Annotated in this window: 18 protein-coding genes, 1 tRNA gene and 1 pseudogene; 13 read left to right on the top strand and 7 right to left on the bottom strand. The window is 71.9% G+C overall.

Going from position 1 to position 20026, the window contains the following annotated elements:
* Positions 1 to 471: 471 nt before the first annotated feature.
* Complete coding sequence (locus CG747_RS39470) at positions 472 to 1473, bottom strand: RNA polymerase sigma factor RpoD/SigA (protein ID WP_100606702.1); 1002 nt, start codon at positions 1471 to 1473, stop codon at positions 472 to 474.
* 189 nt (positions 1474 to 1662) lie between these two features.
* Here CG747_RS39470 and CG747_RS39465 point away from each other — a divergent pair, with 189 nt between their 5' ends.
* From CG747_RS39465 to CG747_RS50205, 3 genes and pseudogenes are all read left to right on the top strand, one after another.
* On the top strand, positions 1663 to 2190 hold the full coding sequence (locus CG747_RS39465) for a GNAT family N-acetyltransferase (RefSeq protein WP_100606701.1): 528 nt from the start codon (positions 1663 to 1665) through the stop codon (positions 2188 to 2190).
* A gap of 89 nt (positions 2191 to 2279) precedes the next feature.
* Positions 2280 to 2846, top strand: a complete 567-nt coding sequence (locus CG747_RS39460) for a hypothetical protein (protein ID WP_100606700.1) — start codon at positions 2280 to 2282, stop codon at positions 2844 to 2846.
* Between the two features lie 149 nt (positions 2847 to 2995).
* Positions 2996 to 3235, top strand: a pseudogene (locus CG747_RS50205) (pyridoxamine 5'-phosphate oxidase family protein); the annotation flags it as partial.
* A 104-nt stretch (positions 3236 to 3339) separates the two neighbouring features.
* On the opposite strand, the gene CG747_RS39445 reads toward CG747_RS50205, so the two are convergent.
* Entirely contained in the window at positions 3340 to 3888 is a 549-nt protein-coding gene (locus tag CG747_RS39445; protein ID WP_100606726.1) for a pyridoxamine 5'-phosphate oxidase family protein, read from the bottom strand.
* Positions 3889 to 4254: 366 nt separating this feature from the next.
* On the opposite strand from CG747_RS39445, the gene CG747_RS39440 reads away from it, so the two are divergent.
* Both CG747_RS39440 and CG747_RS39435 read left to right on the top strand, forming a co-directional pair.
* Positions 4255 to 5307 carry a questin oxidase family protein gene (locus CG747_RS39440; RefSeq protein WP_100606699.1) on the top strand — a complete coding sequence of 351 codons (1053 nt, stop codon included), beginning with the start codon at positions 4255 to 4257 and terminating at the stop codon, positions 5305 to 5307.
* Positions 5308 to 5716: 409 nt separating this feature from the next.
* Positions 5717 to 6214 (top strand): MarR family winged helix-turn-helix transcriptional regulator, encoded by a 498-nt coding sequence (locus CG747_RS39435; RefSeq protein ID WP_100606698.1) that lies wholly within the window; start codon positions 5717 to 5719, stop codon positions 6212 to 6214.
* Between the two features lie 130 nt (positions 6215 to 6344).
* Here the strand turns inward: CG747_RS39435 and CG747_RS39430 are convergent, their stop codons facing one another.
* Together CG747_RS39430 and CG747_RS39425 are read right to left on the bottom strand one after the other, a co-directional pair.
* Positions 6345 to 7874: an MFS transporter gene (locus CG747_RS39430; RefSeq protein ID WP_100606697.1), complete on the bottom strand. Its 1530-nt coding sequence runs from the start codon at positions 7872 to 7874 to the stop codon at positions 6345 to 6347.
* A gap of 273 nt (positions 7875 to 8147) precedes the next feature.
* Positions 8148 to 8780, bottom strand: coding sequence for a TetR/AcrR family transcriptional regulator (locus CG747_RS39425; protein WP_374701877.1), 633 nt, complete (start codon positions 8778 to 8780; stop codon positions 8148 to 8150).
* A 388-nt stretch (positions 8781 to 9168) separates the two neighbouring features.
* Between CG747_RS39425 and CG747_RS39420 the strand changes: the two genes are divergently transcribed.
* Positions 9169 to 10608, top strand: a complete 1440-nt coding sequence (locus CG747_RS39420) for a M6 family metalloprotease domain-containing protein (RefSeq protein ID WP_100606695.1) — start codon at positions 9169 to 9171, stop codon at positions 10606 to 10608.
* Between the two features lie 43 nt (positions 10609 to 10651).
* Here the strand turns inward: CG747_RS39420 and CG747_RS39415 are convergent, their stop codons facing one another.
* Entirely contained in the window at positions 10652 to 11305 is a 654-nt protein-coding gene (locus CG747_RS39415) for a TetR family transcriptional regulator (protein ID WP_100606694.1), read from the bottom strand.
* A 162-nt stretch (positions 11306 to 11467) separates the two neighbouring features.
* On the opposite strand from CG747_RS39415, the gene CG747_RS48495 reads away from it, so the two are divergent.
* The 6 genes from CG747_RS48495 to recQ all read left to right on the top strand — a co-directional run bounded on the left by CG747_RS48495 (position 11468) and on the right by recQ (position 17263).
* Positions 11468 to 11632 carry a hypothetical protein gene (locus CG747_RS48495; RefSeq protein ID WP_180985909.1) on the top strand — a complete coding sequence of 55 codons (165 nt, stop codon included), beginning with the start codon at positions 11468 to 11470 and terminating at the stop codon, positions 11630 to 11632.
* The gene (locus CG747_RS39410; RefSeq protein WP_100606693.1) at positions 11629 to 11946 is read left to right on the top strand and encodes a hypothetical protein; all 318 of its coding nucleotides are present in this window, start codon (positions 11629 to 11631) and stop codon (positions 11944 to 11946) included. The genes CG747_RS48495 and CG747_RS39410 overlap by 4 nt, the downstream gene beginning before the upstream one ends.
* A gap of 95 nt (positions 11947 to 12041) precedes the next feature.
* Positions 12042 to 12117, top strand: a tRNA-Arg gene (locus CG747_RS39405).
* A gap of 738 nt (positions 12118 to 12855) precedes the next feature.
* Positions 12856 to 14238, top strand: coding sequence for a S8 family serine peptidase (locus tag CG747_RS39400; RefSeq protein ID WP_257981030.1), 1383 nt, complete (start codon positions 12856 to 12858; stop codon positions 14236 to 14238).
* Between the two features lie 181 nt (positions 14239 to 14419).
* On the top strand, positions 14420 to 14641 hold the full coding sequence (locus tag CG747_RS39395; protein WP_100606691.1) for a hypothetical protein: 222 nt from the start codon (positions 14420 to 14422) through the stop codon (positions 14639 to 14641).
* Positions 14642 to 15199: 558 nt separating this feature from the next.
* Positions 15200 to 17263, top strand: coding sequence for a DNA helicase RecQ (recQ, locus tag CG747_RS39385; protein ID WP_374701876.1), 2064 nt, complete (start codon positions 15200 to 15202; stop codon positions 17261 to 17263).
* Positions 17264 to 17479: 216 nt separating this feature from the next.
* Here recQ and CG747_RS39380 read toward each other — a convergent pair whose 3' ends face one another.
* Positions 17480 to 18772, bottom strand: a complete 1293-nt coding sequence (locus CG747_RS39380) for an ATP-binding protein (RefSeq protein WP_100606690.1) — start codon at positions 18770 to 18772, stop codon at positions 17480 to 17482.
* The gene (locus CG747_RS39375; RefSeq protein WP_257981029.1) at positions 18769 to 19479 is read right to left on the bottom strand and encodes a hypothetical protein; all 711 of its coding nucleotides are present in this window, start codon (positions 19477 to 19479) and stop codon (positions 18769 to 18771) included. The genes CG747_RS39380 and CG747_RS39375 overlap by 4 nt, the downstream gene beginning before the upstream one ends.
* A gap of 240 nt (positions 19480 to 19719) precedes the next feature.
* Between CG747_RS39375 and CG747_RS39370 the strand changes: the two genes are divergently transcribed.
* A complete protein-coding gene (locus tag CG747_RS39370; RefSeq protein WP_100606689.1) occupies positions 19720 to 20004 on the top strand; it encodes a hypothetical protein in 285 nt (94 codons plus the stop codon).
* The last annotated feature ends 22 nt before the right edge of the window (positions 20005 to 20026 follow it).

The following is a 20026-nucleotide window of genomic DNA, read 5'->3' as shown; positions in this document are numbered from 1 at the left end:
AACCTGTGGTTTCACCGGGATGCTACGCCCGGTGTTCCACCAAGTAAACAGATACGGGCATCCAGTCGGACCCAAACGGGCATGGCGCCCACACCCGTCAGCGCGACGCGCCCCCCTCCCCTCCCCGGCGGAACCGCCCGCAGACACAAAGCAGACACAAAGGAGCCCCGACGCCACTACGGCACCGGGGCTCGCCCCACATGGGTTCAGGTTCACTGCACGATCGACATCACCGCGCGAACCGCATCGCTTCACGCTCGACACCACGGCATGATCGGCATCGCTTCAGGATCGGCTGGACGCTCGCATCACGGCACGCTCGGCACCACGGCACGCTCGCCGATATCACCGCACGCCTGCGACATCGCCGCACACACGCCACGCATCCCCGCGCCGTCCGCCCCGCACCGGGACGGGCGCCCGCCTCATGGGCGCACCCGGCACGGGCCGCCACCGGGGAGGGGACGCGGCTCAGGCCGCCGCGTCGAACCCGGTATCCCGCGCCATCCGCTTCAGCTCCAGCAGCGCGTGCTTCTCGATCTGGCGGATCCGCTCACGGGTCAGACCGTGCTGCTTGCCGACCTCGGTCAGCGTCCGCTCGCGGCCGTCCTCGATGCCGTAGCGGGACCTGATGATCGACGCGGTGCGCTGGTCGAGGCGGTCGATCAGGTCCTCCAGCTCCTCGCTGCGCAGCAGCGTGAGCACCGACTGCTCGGGCGAGGCCGCGGAGGTGTCCTCCAGCAGGTCGCCGAACTGGGTGTCGCCGTCGTCGTCGACCGACATGTTCAGGCTGACCGGGTCGCGGGCCCAGTCCAGGACGTCGGTGACCCGGGAGGCCGTGGAACCCAGCTCGCCGGCGACCTCCTCCGGCTCCGGGTCGCGACCGTTCTCGCGGTTGAACTCGCGCTGCACCCGGCGGATCCGGCCGAGCTCCTCGACGAGGTGGACGGGGAGCCGGATGGTGCGGGACTGGTCGGCGATGGAGCGGGTGATGGCCTGGCGGATCCACCACGTCGCGTAGGTCGAGAACTTGAAGCCCTTGGCGTAGTCGAACTTCTCGACGGCGCGCACCAGGCCGGCGTTGCCCTCCTGGATCAGGTCGAGCAGCGGGAGGCCGGAGCGCGGGTAGCGGCGGGCCACGGCGACGACCAGGCGCAGGTTGGACCGGATGAAGACGTCCTTGGCCCGTTCGCCTGCGGCGGCCAGCGCTTCGAGCTCTTCACGGTCGGCGCCTACGGCGTTGCCGTCGGTGATCTCGCCATCCAGGATCTGCTGGGCGTACACGCCCGCCTCGATGGTCTGCGACAGCTCCACCTCCTTGGCCGCGTCGAGCAGCGGCGTGCGCGCGATCTCGTCGAGGTACATGCCGACCAGGTCGCGGTCGGCGATGTCTCCGCCTGCTGCGCGAACGCTGTTGGCCTGGCCAGAGCCGGTGGTGCTGGCCTGACGACGGGCGACGGCACGGGTTGCCATGCGGGTGCTCCCTTTGCGCTGAGTCGGTCGCGGGACAGTGGGGCGGGTCGTCGGTCTGTGGACCTCCAAGGGGACCGAACCGGCTGACCCGTCCGAAGGAAACAACGGCTGGAATCCGGACAGAATTCCCAAGCCGCGCCCCGATTTTTCTGATCATGCAGTACCCTGCGCCGTCACGAGGGAGGACAGATGTCGACTGAACGCGGGGAAGTGCAGGTCAGAGCGGGCGCCGAGACGGACCTCACAGCCCTTACGGATCTTTACAATCACTACATCCGTGAGACGGCCATCACATTCGACACGGAGCCCTTCAGCCCCGCACAACGTCGCCCGTGGTTGCTCTCCCACCCCAAAGACGGCCCGCACCGCCTTCTGGTTGCGCAGTCCGCAGGAGAGGGGGACGGCTCCCTCCTCGGCTACGCCACCAGCAGCGCCTTCCGCCCCAAGGGCGCGTACGCGACCTCCGTGGAAACGACCGTGTACTGCGCGCCGGAAGCCGCCGGCCGGGGCGTCGGCACGCTCCTGTACCGGGCGCTCTTCGCGGCGCTGGCCGACGAGGACGTGCACCGCGCCTACGCCGGGATCACCCAGCCCAACGAGGCGTCCGTCCGCCTGCACGCCCGCTTCGGCTTCCGCCCCCTCGGCACGTTCACCGAGGTGGGCCGGAAGTTCGGTCGCTACTGGGACGTCGCCTGGTACCAGAAGGACCTGCGGTAGCCGCCCGGCGCCGCCGGCCGCTCCGGTTGCCGGTGCCGGCGCCCGGGTGTCGCCTGGACTGGAAGAGGGGCGAACGAGAGGAGCCCGTCATGGACCAGCACGCGCACGGCGACCGGCCCGCCCGCCGGGGCGGTCCGCCCGAAGACCGGGCCGCCCGCTCACACGGCACCGTCGAACCGGAACACGGCGCGTCGGCCTCCGGTCCCGCGGAGCGCTCGGCGGCCGACATGGTGCGCCGCATCCCGCTCTCCGTGGCGCTCCCGGTGATCGCGGCGCTCTGCTTCGGCTGCTACACGATCTGGATGCACCACGCGGGCGGGGCCAAGGGCGGCCAGGCCGCCCTCCTCGGACTGATCGCGGCCGTGGTCACCGGGATCCTGGGCGTGACGCTGGTGCACTTCCAATCGACCATGATCACCGAGACCCGCGCGCTGGCGTACGGCGCGCTCTTCGGGGCGTCGATGGGCTGGCTCTACTCCCTCGGCGGCAGCGCGCCGTCGGTGCTGAAGTCGACGGTGTGGGGTCTGGTCATGGGCATCTTGATGTTCATCGCCTCGCTCTACGTCTTCCGCACCCACCGCGAGCGCGAACCGCACGGCCTGCACCGCCCCCGCAAGCCGCACGAGGCCGGACACCACCTCCACGCCGCACACTGAGCACGGCGGCCACGCGCACCGAGCGCACCAGGGGCAACGGGAGCGGCGGGGGCCCCGGGGGAGCGAGGGGAGTGTCGCGAGCGGCGGGCGCGCCAGGAGACGCCAATCGGCTTGACCTCAGCCGCACTTGAGGTTCTAGCGTCCTCCCCATGGCACCCACCCAGAAGCCCTCCCAGTCCCCCGCGCACGCGCCGGAGCCCGCCGACGCGTCGCCGTCGCCGGCCCCGCCACCGGTCCCGTCCACCGGCCCGGTCTTCACCCCGAAGGAGCGCGCCTACCTCGCCGACCAGCCACTGGCCCGTCTGGCGACCACGGGCCCGAACGGCGGGCCGCAGGTACGCCCGGTCGGCTTCGTCCTCAACGACGACGACACCCTCGACATCGGCGGGCCGGCGCGCCCGCAACGTCGGCTGATCCGCACGCCCACCGCAGACCGCCCGCCGCAAACCGCAAACCACCCCCGGCTCACCGCTCACCGCTCACGGCTCCCGGCTCACGCGTCCAGGACTTCCGGGTCCTCCGATGTCCGCCGTATCGTGCGCAGCGGTCGGCCCGGCCGCCAGATCTCCAGCTTCATGAACGGCGCCTCGACGGACGTCCGCACCACCTCCGTCAGCAGCGCCCGGAAGAGGTGGAACGGCTCCGGCGGCTTCGCCTCCGCCGCGTAACGCGCCTTCAGCCCCGGCTCGGTCACCTCGACCGCCCGCCCGGAGACCCGTATGTCGCCCCCGGCCAGGTCCGCCCCCGGGCCGGGGTTGACGTGCAACCCGAAGCGGGGGTCCCGCCGCAGGTCCAGCACCTTGCGCGAGCCCGCCATCATGCCCAGCCACAGCTCGCCGTGACGGAAGTCCGCCTCCAGTCCGGTCAACCGCGGCGCACCGTCCTTGCGCAGCGTGGCCAGGACATGGTGCCGGTACAGCCCGAACCGCTCCCGCACCGCCGCGGCGAACTCCGGCACCTCCGCCTCCACGGTCGCCCAGCCGACCGCGTCACCCCCGCTCGCCGATCCGTCCCCGACCCGTCGCCCGTTCGCTCTCGTCATGCCGTCCAGGCTCCCGCCCATACCCGACACCCCCCGTCCGGATTTCCGATCCCGTCCTCGCCCGCACCCCTCGATCCCGCACCAACGCCCACGCCCCCGCCCACTTCCGACTACTTCCGACCGCTTCCGCACGCCTCCCTCCGCACCCAACGCCCCACCGCACCGCCTGACTTCAGCGTGCCACCCGCCACTGACAACGCCCGGCACCCGGCCCCGCGACAGCGGCCCCGCCGCCCACCGCCCACCGCTTGTGGCGCCGCGCCCTACGCCTGCCGCCGTAAGACCAACGCCGTAGTCCCGCAGGCCCGTTGAGGATCCGTCCGCGGCCCGTTACCCGGCTCCGGAGAGCGGTCCTAGCCTCGGGCCATGGATACGACGAGCGGCACACTCGACGAAGCCCTGGAGCGCCTCCACACCACCGGCCCCGAGTTCAACGGGTACCTCAGCAACCACGGCCCGATGGCCGTGGAGGCCCTGATCCGGCACGGCCAGGCACGCACCGTCCACCGCTGGCTCGACGTCTACGCCACCCGCCTGGAGGACGTACCGAGCACACGGACCGCGATCACCGACGCCAACTGGCAGGAGGCGCTGGGCGATCCGCGCCGGGTCACCGACTGGACCGCGTACCTGACCCGCCAGGTCGCCGAACGCCCCTGGCGCGAGGTGCTCGCCGAGTGGTGGCCCCGGCTGCTGCCCGGTATCGCGGGCGCCGCCACCCACCCGGTGATCCGCGTCGGCCACGCCGTACGCACCCTTCTGGAACAGGGCGAAGAGGAGCCGCGGATCGCCGAGTTGGCGCACGCCATCGGCTACTGGGCGGCCCGCCACACCACCCTGCCGGTGTCCGTGCGCCCCAGCGGCGCCACCGCCCCCGACGACGCGCTGGCCGCCCTCCCGCACGTCGCCGACCAGCGGGCGTCGGCCGTCGACGGACTGGCCCAGCTCCCCGGCACCGCGGGCTGGCTGACCGCCGCCGAGTCGCTGCACGCGCCGCAGAGCCCCGACGACGCCCGCGACCAGCTGGCCGCGCTGGTGCGGGCCGCCACCCACCGCTACCTCGACTACGGCCACGGCAACGCGGTCATGCTGGTCCACGCGGCCACCGCGCCCAACGCCGTCCTGCGCACCCTCCCGGCACTCCCCCGCGAGCTGTGGGCGGCCTCGCTCGGGGCGGCCTGGACGGCGAGCGCCGCGCTCACCTCCGTCTACAGCCCCGACGAGCCGCTGCCGGCCCTCAAGGCCGGGCCGCTCACCCCGGAGGAGGTCTTCGAGCGGGCCGCCGCGCACGGCGACGCGCACGCGATCAAACTGACCGACACCGCTCTCGACGTCGCGTCCCGGACCGCGGACGGCGACGACCGCGCGCTGCTGGCCGCACTCCGCTCCCTGGACCTGATCACGCCGGGCGAGGACTGATCAACGCCGGAAGGACACCCCGAGCTCCAACGGGCGGCCGGGAGGCCCTCTCCGGGGACGCAGCCGTGGGTGCCCGGCCGGGCACCCACCAGGCACTCGCCGGGGCATCGCCACAACGACAGCACGCCCGACCGAAGCCCGACCTGGCCGAGAAATGGCGTCGACATTAACGACATAACGGTGTAACGGCGTCACACTGGCGTTAAGCCGATGCCGCGCGACGATGCCCGCCACCCCGCGCGGTCCACGCCCATGTCAGACCCGGATTCCCCGCATCCGGATCTCCCGCACATCGAACGCCCGTCGACACCGGGCCGCCCCGACCGCTCCCGACCGGAAGGGCCATTCTCAGCCGGACCAGTATTGTTAAATGTTCAATAAATCTCCGGGCGGTGAGAGAGTGGATGGCATGAGCAACGAACCCGCGACCGAGCCGCGCTGGCTCGACGACGAGGAGCAGCACGCCTGGCAGGCATACCTCCACGCCACCACGCTCCTGGAGGACCACCTCGACCGCCAGCTTCAGCGTGACGCCGGGATGCCGCACGTCTACTACGGCCTGCTCGTCCAACTCTCCCGCGCGCCGCGGCGCCGGATGCGGATGACCGAGCTGGCCCAGAACGCCAAGATCACCCGATCCCGCCTCTCCCACGCCGTCGCCCGCCTGGAGAAGAACGGCTGGGTCCGGCGCGAGAACTGCCCGTCCGACAAGCGGGGCCAGAACGCCTACCTCACGGACGAGGGGCTGCGGATACTGGAGAAGGCCGCGCCCGGACACGTCAACGCGGTCCGGGCCGCGATCTTCGACCGCCTCACCCCGGAGCAGATCGGCCAACTCGACGAGATCTGCTGCGTGATCGCCGACGGCCTCCAACCGCAGGGCGCCGACCTCCCCTGGCTCCGCTGACGCTTCAGCGGAACGAAGGGAGGCCGACGCAGCGCCACGCCTTCGGGTGGTTTCGCGTCAGGAAAGGGCAAGGGGGCGCGGCGGCCGCACCGGCCGCCGCGCCCCCTTGCCACCGCCCACTACTACGGCCTCAGTGCACCAGCACCGGCACCTGCGCCGCCTCCTCGGCACCGGCACCAGCGCCCGCGCCGCCGTCCGACGAGGCCGCCGACGAACCGCCGCCCGGCCGCCCGGTGTTGATGAAGGTGAACGCGATCACCGCCGCCAGGGCCAGGATGCCCACCGCCCACCAGATGGCGGAGGTGTAGCCGTGCACCATCGACTGGAGCTTGAGCAGGTCCGCCGAGCGCGCGCCGGCCGCGTGCGAGGTGGCGTACGCGGTGGTGGCGCTGGCCGCGATGGTGTTCAGCAGGGCGGTACCGATCGCGCCGCCGACCTGCTGCGAGGTGTTGACCATCGCGGAGGCGACGCCGGCGTCCCGCGGCTGGACCCCGTGCGTGGCCAGCGACATGGCCGGCATGAACGCCGTACCCATCCCCAGGCCCATCAGCACGAAGCCGGGCAGGATCAGCGCCGGGTAGGACGTGGTCAGGTCGATCTGGGTCAGCACGAGCATGCCGAGCGCGGCGACCGTGAAGCCGGGCGCCATCAGCAGCCGCGGCCGCACCCGGGTCATCAGCCGGGCGCCGATCTGCGTCGAGCCGGTGATCATGCCCGCGACCATCGGAAGGAAGGCCAGACCGGTCGTCACCGGCGTGTACCCCTTCACGATCTGCAGGTAGTAGGTCAGGAACAGGAAGAGACCGAACATCCCGATCACGGCCAGGCCCAGCGACGCGTAGACACCCGCGCGGTTCCGGTCGGCGACCACCCGCAGCGGCAGCAGCGGCGCCGCCACCTTGGACTCGACCAGCACGAACGTCAGCAGCAGCACGGCCGCCGCGGCGAACAGGCCCAGCGTCGGGCCGGCCAGCCAGCCGTCGGACTCGGCCCGGGTGAACCCGTAGACCAGCGAGACCAGGCCGAGCGTCGCCAGGATCACGCCGGGCACGTCCAGCCGGGAGGAGTTGCGGCCCTCCGCGGGCTCGCGGATGACCAGCACCGCACCGGTCGCGGCGATCACGGCGAACGGGATGTTGACGAAGAACGTCCAGCGCCAGTTCATGTACTCGGTCAGCACACCGCCGAGGATCAGCCCGACCGCGCCACCGCCACCGGCGATCGCACCGAAGATGCCGAACGCCTTGGCGCGCTCCCGGGCCTCGGTGAAGGTCACCGCCAGCAGTGACAGCGCGGAGGGCGCGAGCAGCGCGCCGAAGACGCCCTGGAGCGCCCGCGCGCCCAGCAGCATCCCCTCGTTGACCGCCGCGCCACCGACCGCGGAGGCCGCCGCGAAGCCGATCAGGCCGATGATGAAGGTCCGGCGCCGGCCCCACAGGTCGGCGATCCGCCCACCGAAGAGCAGCAGTCCGCCGAAGGCCAGCGCATAGGCCGTGATGACCCACTGCCGGTTGGCGTCGCTGATCCCCAGGTCGGTCTGGGCGGAGGGTAGCGCGATGTTCACGATCGTCGAGTCGAGGACGACCATCAATTGCGCGAGGGCGATGAATATCAGCGCTTTCCAGCGCTGTGAATCGACGGACGGGGCGGTTTCAGGCATGGCGAGGTCCACCTAGTGGTGCGTAAGGGAACGGAGAAGAAGACCGGGACGGAGAAGAAGAGCGGAACGGAGAAGAAGAGCGGAAAGGAGAAGAGGCGCGGGACGGAGCAGAAGAGCGGAGCAGAGAAGGAACGCGGGACGGATACGGACGGGAATCAGAAAGCAGGCACCCACAAGGGGCGCACCGAGGAGAACGCCGCGAAGGAGAACACCGGGGACGCGAGGCGCGCCGGGCCGGACGCCCCCGCCCCGCCCCTCACGCGCCGCCGCGGCTCACGAGCAGCGGTGCCTCAGGTCCTCCAACGTGACGGCGGAACCGGGAAGTTCGGACCGGCCGGGGGCCCGCAGACCGTCCAGGAACAGCTGCAGATGCCGGTGCACGAACTTGTCGAAGTCGATACAGCCACTGCCCGGCAGCGGGCGCGTGAGCTGGGTGAGCGCGACCATCAGGTCACCGACGGCGACGTCGGGACGCAGCTGGCCGCTGTCGCGTGCGGCACCCATGGCGGCCGCGATGGCCGCGTCCAGGCGCTCGCGCGCCGCGAGCAGATCGGGATGGGCCGGGTCGACACCGTCGGAGAGCAAGGGGCACAGCGCCCCGATCTGCTCCTCCACCGCGTCGTGGACGAAACGCCTCAGCGCTTCGAAGGCATCTGACTCCTCGGCGAGGGCGCGCTCCGCACGGTCCGCGAGACGGGACATGACGGAAAGCGTGACGTGGTGGATCAACTCCCGGCGATCCGTGAAGTGACGGTAGAGCGTCGCATTGCCGACACCCGCGCGTCGAGCGATTTCGTCGAACGGCACCTCGGCGCCGAATTCGACCATCGTCTCGCGTGCGGCCGCGATGATCCGCTCCCGGTTGCGTACCGCATCGGCCCGCAGTCGCGGCTGCACGATCTTCACCTGCTCCACTCCGGTCACGTCGGCACACTCCCTCCGCACTCACCACACTCGCAGAACCGGGGAACCACTCCCCGCTTCGCCCAACACCAGCTAAACGGGGACCGGCTCCCCGGATATTTCCCCTCCGCGGTGTGACGTGGGACACGGGCCCGGCCGCCATCCCTCCGCACCACACCACCCCTCCATTTGACGCACCCCCACGCGCGAGCGACCATCCCCCGCCGCAGGCTGAACACCATGAGGCAGAAGGCAGCCGCCCAATGACCCGGAAGGCCCGGCCACGCCGCGGCCCGCACCCCACGGTCACCGGCCCTCACACCAGAACAACCGGCAAGCGCCGCACCAGCGCCGGCACCGGCACCGGCACCGGCAAGACCGAGGCAGCCCCATGCGTGCCCTGACGCACAAGATCTGTGTCGCCCTGGCCGCAGCCGCCACCTGCGCGACCGCCGCCTTCGCCCTGACCGCGCCCCCCGAGGCCACCGCCGCACCACCACCCCCCACCCCCGCCCCGCACGCGACACCCCCCAAGCCACCCCAGCCGCCCACACCGCCCCAGCCACCCCAGCCACCCCAGCCGCCCGCGCCACCCACACCGCCCAAGGCCCCCGTACCACCGCCTCCCGGCATCAAGCCCGCTCCACGACCCCCCAGAGCCCCCGCCGGCGTCCCTCCCGGCGCGCCCCCCAGCGGCCCGTGCGCCCTCCCCGGCCTCAGCGACGACGTCGCGGAATCCGCCCCCACCCCCGCCGGCTTCGCCCGCGCCGCCGGCACCGTGCGGGCCCTCACCCTCTTCGTGGACTTCCCGGACGCCCCCGCCGCGCTCTCCCCCATGGCGCGCTTCGCCGAGTTCTTCCCGGCCGTGACCGACTACTTCCGCACCAGCTCGTACGGACGGCTCTCCTACGTCCCCAAGCCGCTCTTCCGCTGGATCCGCATGTCACACCCCCTGGCGGCGTACGGCATCGACCGCGGCGCGAGCTTCGACCCGTCCTCGGACGGCGGCTACCACGCCCTCTCCCGGGAGCTCCTGCACGCCGTCGACCCGCTCGTGAACCTCCGCGACTACGACATCGTCAACGTCATCACGTCCCCGAACGCGGGGCCGCCCGCCACCCACACGGTCCTGTCGGTCACCTTCAGCGGCGCCGACCTCGGCCTGAAGAGCGGCCGCGGGGCACCGTTCCAGAACGTCTCGTTCATCTGGAGCCGGCAGACCGGCCTGAGCGCCTACCGGGTCCTCAACCACGAGAACGCGCACTCCTTCGGCCTGCCCGACCTCTACTACACGGACGATCGCAGCGGTTCGACCCCGGTGGGCCACTGGGACCCGATGGACGAGGACTGGGGACCGACCAACGACTTCCTCGGCTGGCACAAGTGGAAGATGGGCTGGCTCGCCCCCGGCCAGGTGCACTGCACACCGGCCGGCGGGATGCCCACCGAGCACGTCCTCACCCCGATCTCCACGCCCGGCGGCACCAAGATCGTCGTCATCCCGACGGGTCCGCACACCGCCTTCGTCGTCGAGGCCCGCGCCAGCGGCCTCCTGGACCCGATCGTCTGCCGCCCCGGCGTCCTCGTCTACCACGTGGCCACCGACGTCCCCTCCGGCCGCGCCCCCATCCGGGTCGTCGACGCCACCCCGCACAGCCGCGGCTGCTACGCCGACGCCCACTACGTCGAAGCCGACCTGACGGACGCCACCTTCCGCCCCGGCGAGACCTACACCGACCACACGAGCGGCGTCACCGTCACCGTCCTCACCGAGAACACCGACGGCACCTACCGCGTCCGCACCACCCCCGCCCACCCCCGAACCCCTTGACGCCCCGCATTCCCCCCCGCTCCCCCTGCTCCCCCCACTCCCCTCACTCCCCGGAAACCCCACCCTCCGCCCGCCAGTGCCGCCGCCCGATGCTGATCAACCGCAACTGCCGCCGAGCCCGCCACACCACCCGTTCGGCCGCCCCCTCGCCCTCTTCCTCCCGGGCGTCGAGCAACTCCGCGGCGGTCGTCACCAGCCGGTCGACGTACAACTCGGCCAGCATCCGCACGTCCTCGTCCCGCCAGCCCTCCGACACCGGCTGGGTCTTGAGCGCCTCGGCGACCTCCTCCGCGAACCGGTCCAGCTGCCCCGCGATGGCGTGCCGCACGGCCCGCACCCCACCGCGCCGCTCCCGGGCCACGAACCGTACGTGCGCGGGGTGTTCGCGTACGTGCCGCTCGACGACCGCGACCGTCCGGTCTATCCGCTCCTCCGCCGCATCCTGTTCGGCGAGGATCGCGCGCACCATCACGTGCAGGCTGCCCAGCGCCTCCTCGACGAGCGCGACGCCCAGCTCGCCCAGATCCCGGAAGTGCCGGTAGAACGCGGTCGGGGCGATGCCCACCACCCGCGTCACCTCACGCAGCCCCAGGCTGCTCAGGCTCTGCTCCTCCAGCAGCCCGAGCGCCGCGTCCAGCAGCGCCTGACGGGTCTTCTGCTTCTGCGCCTGACGGACTCCACCCACACTGTGACTCATGTCATCCAGTAAACAACCGTTCTCCGAACCAATCCACTCCCCTCCGGTCGTACACTGAAGAAGTCAGTGAACAACTGTCCTCTCAACCCCATTCGGCCGGCTCCCCCGCGGAACCCCGCACCGGGCCTCCCCCCACCGGAGCCGGCCCCGGAAAGGCAGACCATGCTCTTCCTCGTCGCAGCCCTCCTCTTGATGGGGATCGCGCTGGGCACCGCGGCGCACCTCCCCGTCCCGGTCACCCTCATCGCCGCCGCGGTCATCACCGCCTGGCTCGTCGTCTTCACCGTGCGCGAACGCCGCCACCACACCGAGGGGACCCCCCGATGACCACCCTCACCACCGCCCCGGCGACCACGGCGACCACCGCGACCACCGCGACCGCGACGCAGCGCCCCTCCGCCGCCCGCTCCTCCAAGGCCGACGGCATGGCAGTCGCCTCGTTCGTCCTCGGCCTCGTGGGCACCCTGGTCCTCAACATCGTCCTGGGCCCCTGCGCACTGGTCCTCGGCACCCTCGCCCTCACCCGCGGCACCACCCGCCGGGGCCGCGCCCTCCTGGGCCTCGCCCTCGGCGCCGCCGACCTGCTGCTGCTCGCCGCCCTCACCGCCACCGACGGCACCCTCAGCTGGCACCTGGGCTGACCCGCCACACCGGCACGCCTCCACCCCGACACCCACCCGGCCCCGACCCACCATCCGCTACGCTTATCGCCGGATCGGATCACCCCGATCCGGCCGCCTCCGTAGCTCAGGGGATAGAGCACCGCTCTCCTAAAGCGGGTGTCGCAGGTTCGAATCCTGCCGGGGGCACCAGTTCAGAAGGGGGCCACCTCCGAATTTTCGGAGGTGGCCCCCTTCTGGCATCCAGAACCGACATCAACGGCGACGGTCCATCACGCCCGGGGCACCCCTCCCTCAACGGCCGGTCCATGCGGGACGACGCGGAGGCCGGCGCACGCGGCGACGCGAGTGAAGGAGCGATGGACGTCCCGCGGCTAGACGGAGTGACCGACGCGAGTCGCGAAGACGTAGCCGAACTCCCGCCCCCTCTGCCTGCGTTGGCTCGCGCGTCCACCTGCCGCCACCACAGCGGCGCCGCGTTGCGCCCCGTCGAGCCGCGTCGCGCGTCCACGGCTTCCGCTCCCGGGAGTCGGTGCGGAGCGGCTCGACGAGGTTCGCGACGTTGCGCGCGATCAGTCCCTCTCGGCAGGCCGAAGACAGCGCCGAGCGCATAACTCATCGCGATTCCTTGGCCGTTGCCGCCGTGAGCCTCGTGCTTGTCGTACGTGCTGAGCTTCCGCCGAGGCCCGATGACGTTGCCGGGCCGCCTCCGGGCAGCCCGGGAGCGCCCGTGAGTGATCACAGCAACTGAATTGCGCAGCCCTTCCGTACACCGGGGCGATACGGCCACACAATGCCGAATCGGACAAAAGTGATGGATGGCACATCAGTGAGAAGTCGCACAGGAGCAAGTGGTTGTTCTGCGCGTGGCTTCGGGGTGGAATCGCCGCATCTGTCGAGTGGGGGTCTCACCTTGCAAGGGGAACAATCATGCGCAGAGTTCATGCGCGGCGCCGCATCGCGGCCGCAGCGGTCGGGGTCGCCACCCTCGCCAATGTCGCACTAATAGCCCCGGTTCTGTCCGGTTCCGCGGTCGCCGCACCCGTGCATGCGGTGCAAGGAGCCAAACCCGTGCCGGCAATAGCCGGGGAGCAATCGAAGAACGCGGCCCACAGCTTGCTGACCACCGCGCAGTGCCAGGCGCAGTGGCAGGTCTCCTGTTACACCCCGAACCAGTACCGGCAGGCGTACAACCTGAACCCGCTGTACCGGGCGGGAATCACCGGCAAGGGGCGCACGATCGTGATCGTGGATTCCTTCGGCTCGCCGACCATCCAGCATGATCTGGATGTCTACAGCGCCCGGTTCGGCATGAAGAGCACCCACGTCGACATCGTCAAGTGGGGTACCGTCCCGCGCTTCGACTCCACCAACCCCGACCACATGGGCTGGGCCGGGGAGACCACCCTTGACGTGGAGATGGCGCACGCCGTCGCCCCGGACGCGCACATCGTCCTGGTGGAGTCCGGGGCCAACCAGAACGGGGACGGCACCACCGGCCTGCGAGAGATGATGGACGCCGAGAAGTCGCTCATCGACCGCGGTGTGGGCGATGTGATCAGCCAGAGTTTCGGCGCGACGGAGAACACCTTCCCCGGCTTCCGCAAGGGCGACTTCTCCAGCATCGAGAACCTGCGGTACGCCTTCAAGGACGCGGCCAAGCACAAGGTGACCGTCCTCGCCGCCTCCGGCGACGGCGGAGCCACCAACACCAACGCGAACGGCAACGGCGACTACCCGTACCGGGTCAACGCCTGGCCGTCCTCCGACCCGCTGGCCGTCTCGGTCGGCGGCACCCAGCTGCACCTGGACGCCAAGGGTGACCGCATCGCGCCGGACAGTGTCTTCAACGACGAGGGCGCGAGCGGCGGCGGCCCGTCCCATGTCTTCGCCCGCCCCTCGTACCAGACCGGGGTCGAGCAGGTGGTCGGCGGCCACCGCGGCACCCCCGATGTTTCGATGTCCGCCGCGATGAAGGGCGGCGCATGGGTGTACTCCAGCTACGACCCGAAGCGGGTCGGCTGGGACCTCTTCGTCGGCACCAGCGAGGCCAGCCCGCTCTTCGCGGGCATCGTGGCCCTGGCCGACCAGGTCGCCGGACACCGGCTGGGTGACATCCACCAGGCGCTGTACGCACTGTCCGCGCAGTCCTCGCGGAACCCGTCCACCGGAATCGTGGACGTGAAGGACGGCACGAACAACAGTTTCGCGGGCGTCACCGGCTATACCGCGGCGAAGGGCTACGACATGGCGACCGGCGTCGGCACGATCGACGCGGCCCGCTTCGTCCCCGCCCTCGCCAAGGCGGGCTGAGCGCATTCCCGCCCCCGAGGAAGGAGCGGGCGCCTGTCGCAGACCGCCGGGCGCCTCGTGCTCAGCAGGTGAAGACCGCGGCATGGGTCGTACGCGCGAGCGGCGGACGCATGCGCGATGCGGGACGGGTGAACGTGCACGGCCACCGCCCACGGGCTCCACAAGGCGCATACTGGGGGCGATGACAAAGCCCGCTGCACCGAAGCGTCATTTGCCCACCAGCCCCTTCAAGGCCCCGGTCACACCGGCCCTGAAGCACTTCTCCGTGGGCGACCAGGTCACCCACGACATGTACGGCCTCGGCCGGGTAATCAGCGTCGAAGAAGGAATCGCGACACTCGTGGATTTCGGCTCGACGCGCATGCGGATCCTGAGCCCCTACGCCAAGATGACCAAGCTCTAGGACCGCTGTACCCGGACATGGCACACCAGGCCCCACCAGGGGCTTGCACCGAAAGGGAGACCTCTCATCGACCCGACATCACTGTTCTCCGCCCCGGAAGGGCCGCCCCGCTACGCCACCGCGGCATCGCCGCCTCCGGCGACGAACCCCTTCCAGGCCCCCGACTTCGGGGAAGACCAGACCCCCCTGCCCGACGAGGCGCAGGGACCCGCCTCGGGCCCGCGCGCCGCACGCCCCAGGGCCGCCTAGCTCGCACGAGCGCGCTGGTCCCGCCAATCGGGGCCACGCCACCGGCGCCGCGCCGGGCCCGGCACCGGGGTCCGGCATCCGGGGCTCCTGCGTCCGGCGCAACATCACGATCCGGCGGGGGCTGCGCGTGTACGCGTGGCCCCGGCATACCCCGCTGCCCCGGCACCCCGGCACTGCGGGGTTCTCGTGCTGACCAGCGGATACCGCTCGGGCCGTGGCGCTCGCGGGTGGAGTTGTCCACAGGCGCGACGGCGAGTGCCTCGGAGCTCGTAGGCTTTCGGGGTGGTTCCGGCGGACGTGGGAGTGGTCGTGGGCGTGGAAGTCGACGTGGACGTGGCAGGTGCCCCGGGTGCGGGCGAGGCGGTGCAGACACTGCGCCGGGTCTTCGGGTACGACGCGTTCCGCGGGGATCAGCAGGAGATCATCGAGCAGGTGATCGGCGGCGGGGACGCCGTCGTCCTGATGCCCACGGGCGGCGGCAAGTCGCTCTGCTACCAGATTCCCTCGTTGGTGCGGCCCGGCGTCGGCGTGGTCGTCTCGCCGCTGATCGCCTTGATGCAGGACCAGGTCGACGCGCTGCGGGCGCTGGGGGTGCGGGCCGGGTTCCTCAATTCGACGCAGGATCTCGAGGAGCGGCGGCTGGTCGAGGCCGAGTTCCTCGCCGGTGAGCTGGACCTGCTGTATCTGGCGCCGGAGCGGCTGCGCGTCGAGCAGACCGTGCAGCTGCTGGACCGGGGGAAGATCGCGCTCTTCGCCATCGACGAGGCGCACTGTGTGGCGCAGTGGGGCCACGACTTCCGGCCGGACTACCTGATGCTGTCGATGCTGCACGACCGCTGGCCGGACGTGCCGCGGATCGCGCTGACCGCGACGGCGACGAAGGCCACGCACACCGAGATCACGTCCCGGCTGCGGATGGACGGGGCCCGGCACTTCGTGGCGAGCTTCGACCGGCCCAACATCCAGTACCGGATCGCGGCGAAGAGCGAGCCCAAGCGGCAGCTGCTGGAGCTGCTGCGCAGCGAGCACGTCGGGGACGCGGGGATCGTGTACTGCCTGTCCCGCGCCTCGGTGGAGAAGACCGCACAGTTCCTGGTGGACAACGGGATCGACGCGGTGCCCTACCACGCCGGGCTGGACTCCCGGGTGCGCGCGGAGAACCAGGCGCGGTTCCTGCGCGAGGACGGCCTGGTCGTCGTCGCCACCATCGCGTTCGGGATGGGCATCGACAAGCCCGACGTGCGGTTCGTGGCCCATCTGGACCTGCCGAAGTCGGTGGAGGGGTACTACCAGGAGACCGGCCGCGCGGGGCGGGACGGCCAGCCGTCCACGGCCTGGCTGGCGTACGGGCTGCAGGACGTAGTGCAGCAGCGGAAGATGATCGACGGCTCGGAGGGGGACGACGCGCACCGGCGCCGGCTCTCCGCCCACCTGGACGCGATGCTGGCGCTGTGCGAGACGGTGGAGTGCCGGCGCGTGCAGCTGCTGGCCTACTTCGACCAGGAGAGCGGCCCCTGCGGCAACTGCGACACCTGCCTCACCCCGCCGCAGACCTGGGACGGGACGGTGGCGGCGCAGAAGCTGCTGTCGACGATCGTGCGGCTGAAGCGCGAGCGGGGCCAGAAGTTCGGGGCGGGGCAGATCATCGACATCCTGCTGGGCCGGAAGACCGCCAAGGTCATCCAGTTCGACCATGATGCGCTGAGCGTCTTCGGGATCGGGGCGGATCTGCGCGAGGCCGAATGGCGCGGCGTGGTGCGGCAGTTGCTCGCCCAGGGGCTGCTGGCCGTGGAGGGGGACTACGGGACGCTGGTGCTCACCGAGACCAGCGGTGAGGCGCTGCGCGGGCAGCGCCAGGTGGCGATGCGGCGGGAGCCGGAGAAGGCGGCGCGGGCGGCCAAGGCAAAGGCCAAGGGCAAGCGGGCGCCGGTGGATCTGCCGGAGGCGGCGCTGCCGGTCTTCGAGGAGCTGCGCGGCTGGCGGGGCAGCACGGCGAAGGAGCAGGGCGTTCCCGCGTATGTGATCTTCCACGACGCGACGCTGCGGGAGATCGCGGTGGCGCGTCCGACGAGCATCACCGAGCTGGGCGCCATCGGCGGAGTGGGCGAGAACAAGCTCGCCAAGTACGGGGAGCAGATCCTGGAGGTGCTGGCCGGAGGGGCGGCCGCGGCCGGGACGCCGGGCCCGGCGGCAACGCCGGAGGCCGGGCCGACGGGAGCGGCGGGCACCGCCGGGCCGACGGGAGCAGCACGAGCGGCTGGAGTGGCGGGAACTGCGGGAGCGGCGAAGCCGGTGGCAGCCGTGGCGGCCCCGGTGTCGGTGTTCGAGGAGGACGAGGTGCTGCCGGAGCCGCCGGACGACATCGACTGGTGAGCCAGCGTCGGCCACCATGAGCGCATGGCGTGAGGGGTCGGCCTGACGGGGCGGGGTGACGACGGGACGGGGTGACGACGGGACGGGGTGACGACGGGACGGGGTGACGACGGGACGGGGTGACGACGGGACGGGCGCGTCGCGGCGCCGCCGCCGTGACGCGGCCCGGCCCCGCCCGCCCCACCCCCGCCTGATCGGCCCGGCGCCACCCGTCGCCTACGCCGTGGGACCGGCCCCCGTCGGGGGAGTCGGCGGGAAGGTCAGGACGGCGAGGGCGCCGCCGTCGGGGGCGTTGCCGAAGTGGACGTCGATGCCGAGGACGGCGGCCTGTCCGACGGCGATGGTCAGGCCGAGGCCGTGGCCCCGGCCCCGGCCCGGGGCGTCGGTGCGGAAGCGCTGCGGACCGTGGTGGAGCAGCTCGGCGGAATAGCCGGGGCCGTGGTCGCGGACGGCGATGGTCGAGGCGCCCCCGGGCAGGGCGTCGACGGTGACCGTGACCGGCGGGCGGCCGTGCCGGTGGGCGTTGAGGACGAGATTGGCGAGGATGCGGTCCAGGCGGCGCCGGTCCGTTTCGACGACCGCGTCGGCGTGGATCCGCACGTCGGCGTCGAGGCCGGTGGTGCGGACGGAGTGCAGGACCAGCGGGCCGAGCTCGTAGGCGGCGAGGTCGGCGTGCTCGGTGCCGGAGTCCAGCCGGGAGATCTCCAGCAGGTCCTCGGTGAGCCGGTGCAGGGCGCGCAGCCGGTCGTTGATCATCTCCTTGGGGCGGCCCTCCGGGAGGAGCGCGGCGGAGGCGAGGATGCCGGTGAGCGGCGTGCGCAGTTCGTGGGCGACATCGGCGGTGAAGCGCTGTTCGGCCTGGAGGCGGCTCTGGAGGGTGGCGGCCATGGAGTCCAGGGCGGCCGCCACCGCGGCCACCTCGTCCTGCGCCACCCGTCCACCGCGTTGGGTCTGACCTGCGGTTCCGTCGACTCTGGCGTCCAGGTCGCCGGCGCTGATCCGGCGGGCGACGGCCGCCGTGGTGGTCAGTCGGCGGCTGATGTGCCGGGCCAGGAAGAGGCCGGCCGCGGCGACGGCCGCGGCGGCGAGGACGGCCGAACCGAGGATCGCGGTGTCGAACTTGTCCAAGGTCCAGCGGGTGTTCCCGTAGGGCGACCAGACGGCCATGATCTGGTGGTCGGCGGGCGCCGCCGCCCACATGACGGGTTGACCTCGATAGCTGCCGACCATGCTGCCGCGCCGCCCCTTGCGCACCAACTGCCGCAACGCGTCAGGCAGTTCGGGCGGATCGAGGACGGAGTTGATGCCTTCGCGCGAGGTGCCGTACTCGAAGAGGTCCAGTGCGGTGTCCAGGTCCGCGCGGGTCTCCTTGCGCACCTGGCCGACGGTCTGGCGGGCCACCGCATTGTGCACCAGCACCCCGAGGACGGCGGCGACCGCGCAGCACACCGCCGCCACGGTCAGCGAGATCTTCCAGCGGAGGGAGAGCGCCGGGCGGGGGCGCCTCACGGGGGACTCCCCGCCGGGCCGGGGGCGGGCGAGGACGGCTTGGGCTTGCGGGCCAGGTCGAGGGTGAGGTCCCACAGGCCCATCGAGCGGCCGTCCCAGACGTAGTCGGTGACGCTCACGTAGCGCGGGTCCTTGGTGGGTTCGCGGATCGCGAGGTGGCCGGCGGCCAGCTCCACACCGGCCAGTACGGCGCGCAGGGCGAGGACCCGGGTGACCACCTCCTTCCGGACGGTGTAGACGCGCAGTTCGCTGGTCCGGTCGTCGAGGTCGACGACGGCGATCAGGTCGGGCTTGCCGTCGTCGGTGAGGTCGTGCAGCTCCGGGCGGCGCACGGTGCCGGGCTCGGGCGGGGTGCCGCCGGACGCGGTGAAGTCCGCGTCGAGGACGGCGAGCGGGTCGGCGTCGGCCATGCTGCCGCTCGGGATGCGCGGGAGGGCGGGGAGCGGCTTGAGGGCGGCGGGGTTCTCGTTCTCGCGCAGCGGGGCGGGCGAATACCGCGGCCAGAGTTCCAGCGGCGCGTTGACGCGGCGCGCCTGCCCCTCGTCCTTGAGCCCCTCGGGGCTGGCGCAGCCGGCGAGGAGGGCCAGCGGGAGGGCCGCGGCGAGGGCGAGGGGTGCGGCCAGGGCACGGGAAGCGGGCGTCGGGGTGCGGGGGCGGGCGGCCGACGCGCTCCATGCGGGACGAAAAGCAGGGCGAAATGCGGACATAGCCTGACCAAGCTACCCAAGGTGTTGGGTCGGGGAATCCTCGGGACGACCGTTCCGGGTGAATGGGCCATCGGGCGGCGCTCCGCGGCGGCCCGCCCGGCCGCTTCGTCACAGGACTGACCGGAGAGGTGGGGCCGGCTGTTACACAACGTACGGATCGCCGTTATGGACCCTCCGTAGCGTGCTCACACGTACCGCATCCGCAGGGTGGCCGCCGGTCGCCCCCGTCGAGGAGTACCCATGCGTGCTCAGCGCCGCTCCGTGATCCGCACCGCCACCGTCGCCACCGGTGCACTGGCCGTCCTGCTGCTGCCCACCGGCGCAGCCTTCGCCGCCGACTCCACCGGGCCGACGGAGAGCCGGACGTCGATCGTGCTCCCCGACGAGGGCCTGGCCGGTCTCGCGGAGAAGGCCGGTCACCTGCCGAAGGCGGGCCTCATCGGTGGCGCGGCCGCGCTGGGCGCGGTGGGCGTGGGCGTCGCGGTGCAGCGGCGGCGGCACGAGTCGTCGAACCGGTCCCGCTGACACCACGGCACGAGCCGGCGCA

It is taken from the genome of Streptomyces sp. CB02959 (assembly GCF_002803155.1).
Lineage (GTDB): Bacteria > Actinomycetota > Actinomycetes > Streptomycetales > Streptomycetaceae > Streptomyces.
This window is presented reverse-complemented; position numbering and strand designations above follow the sequence as displayed.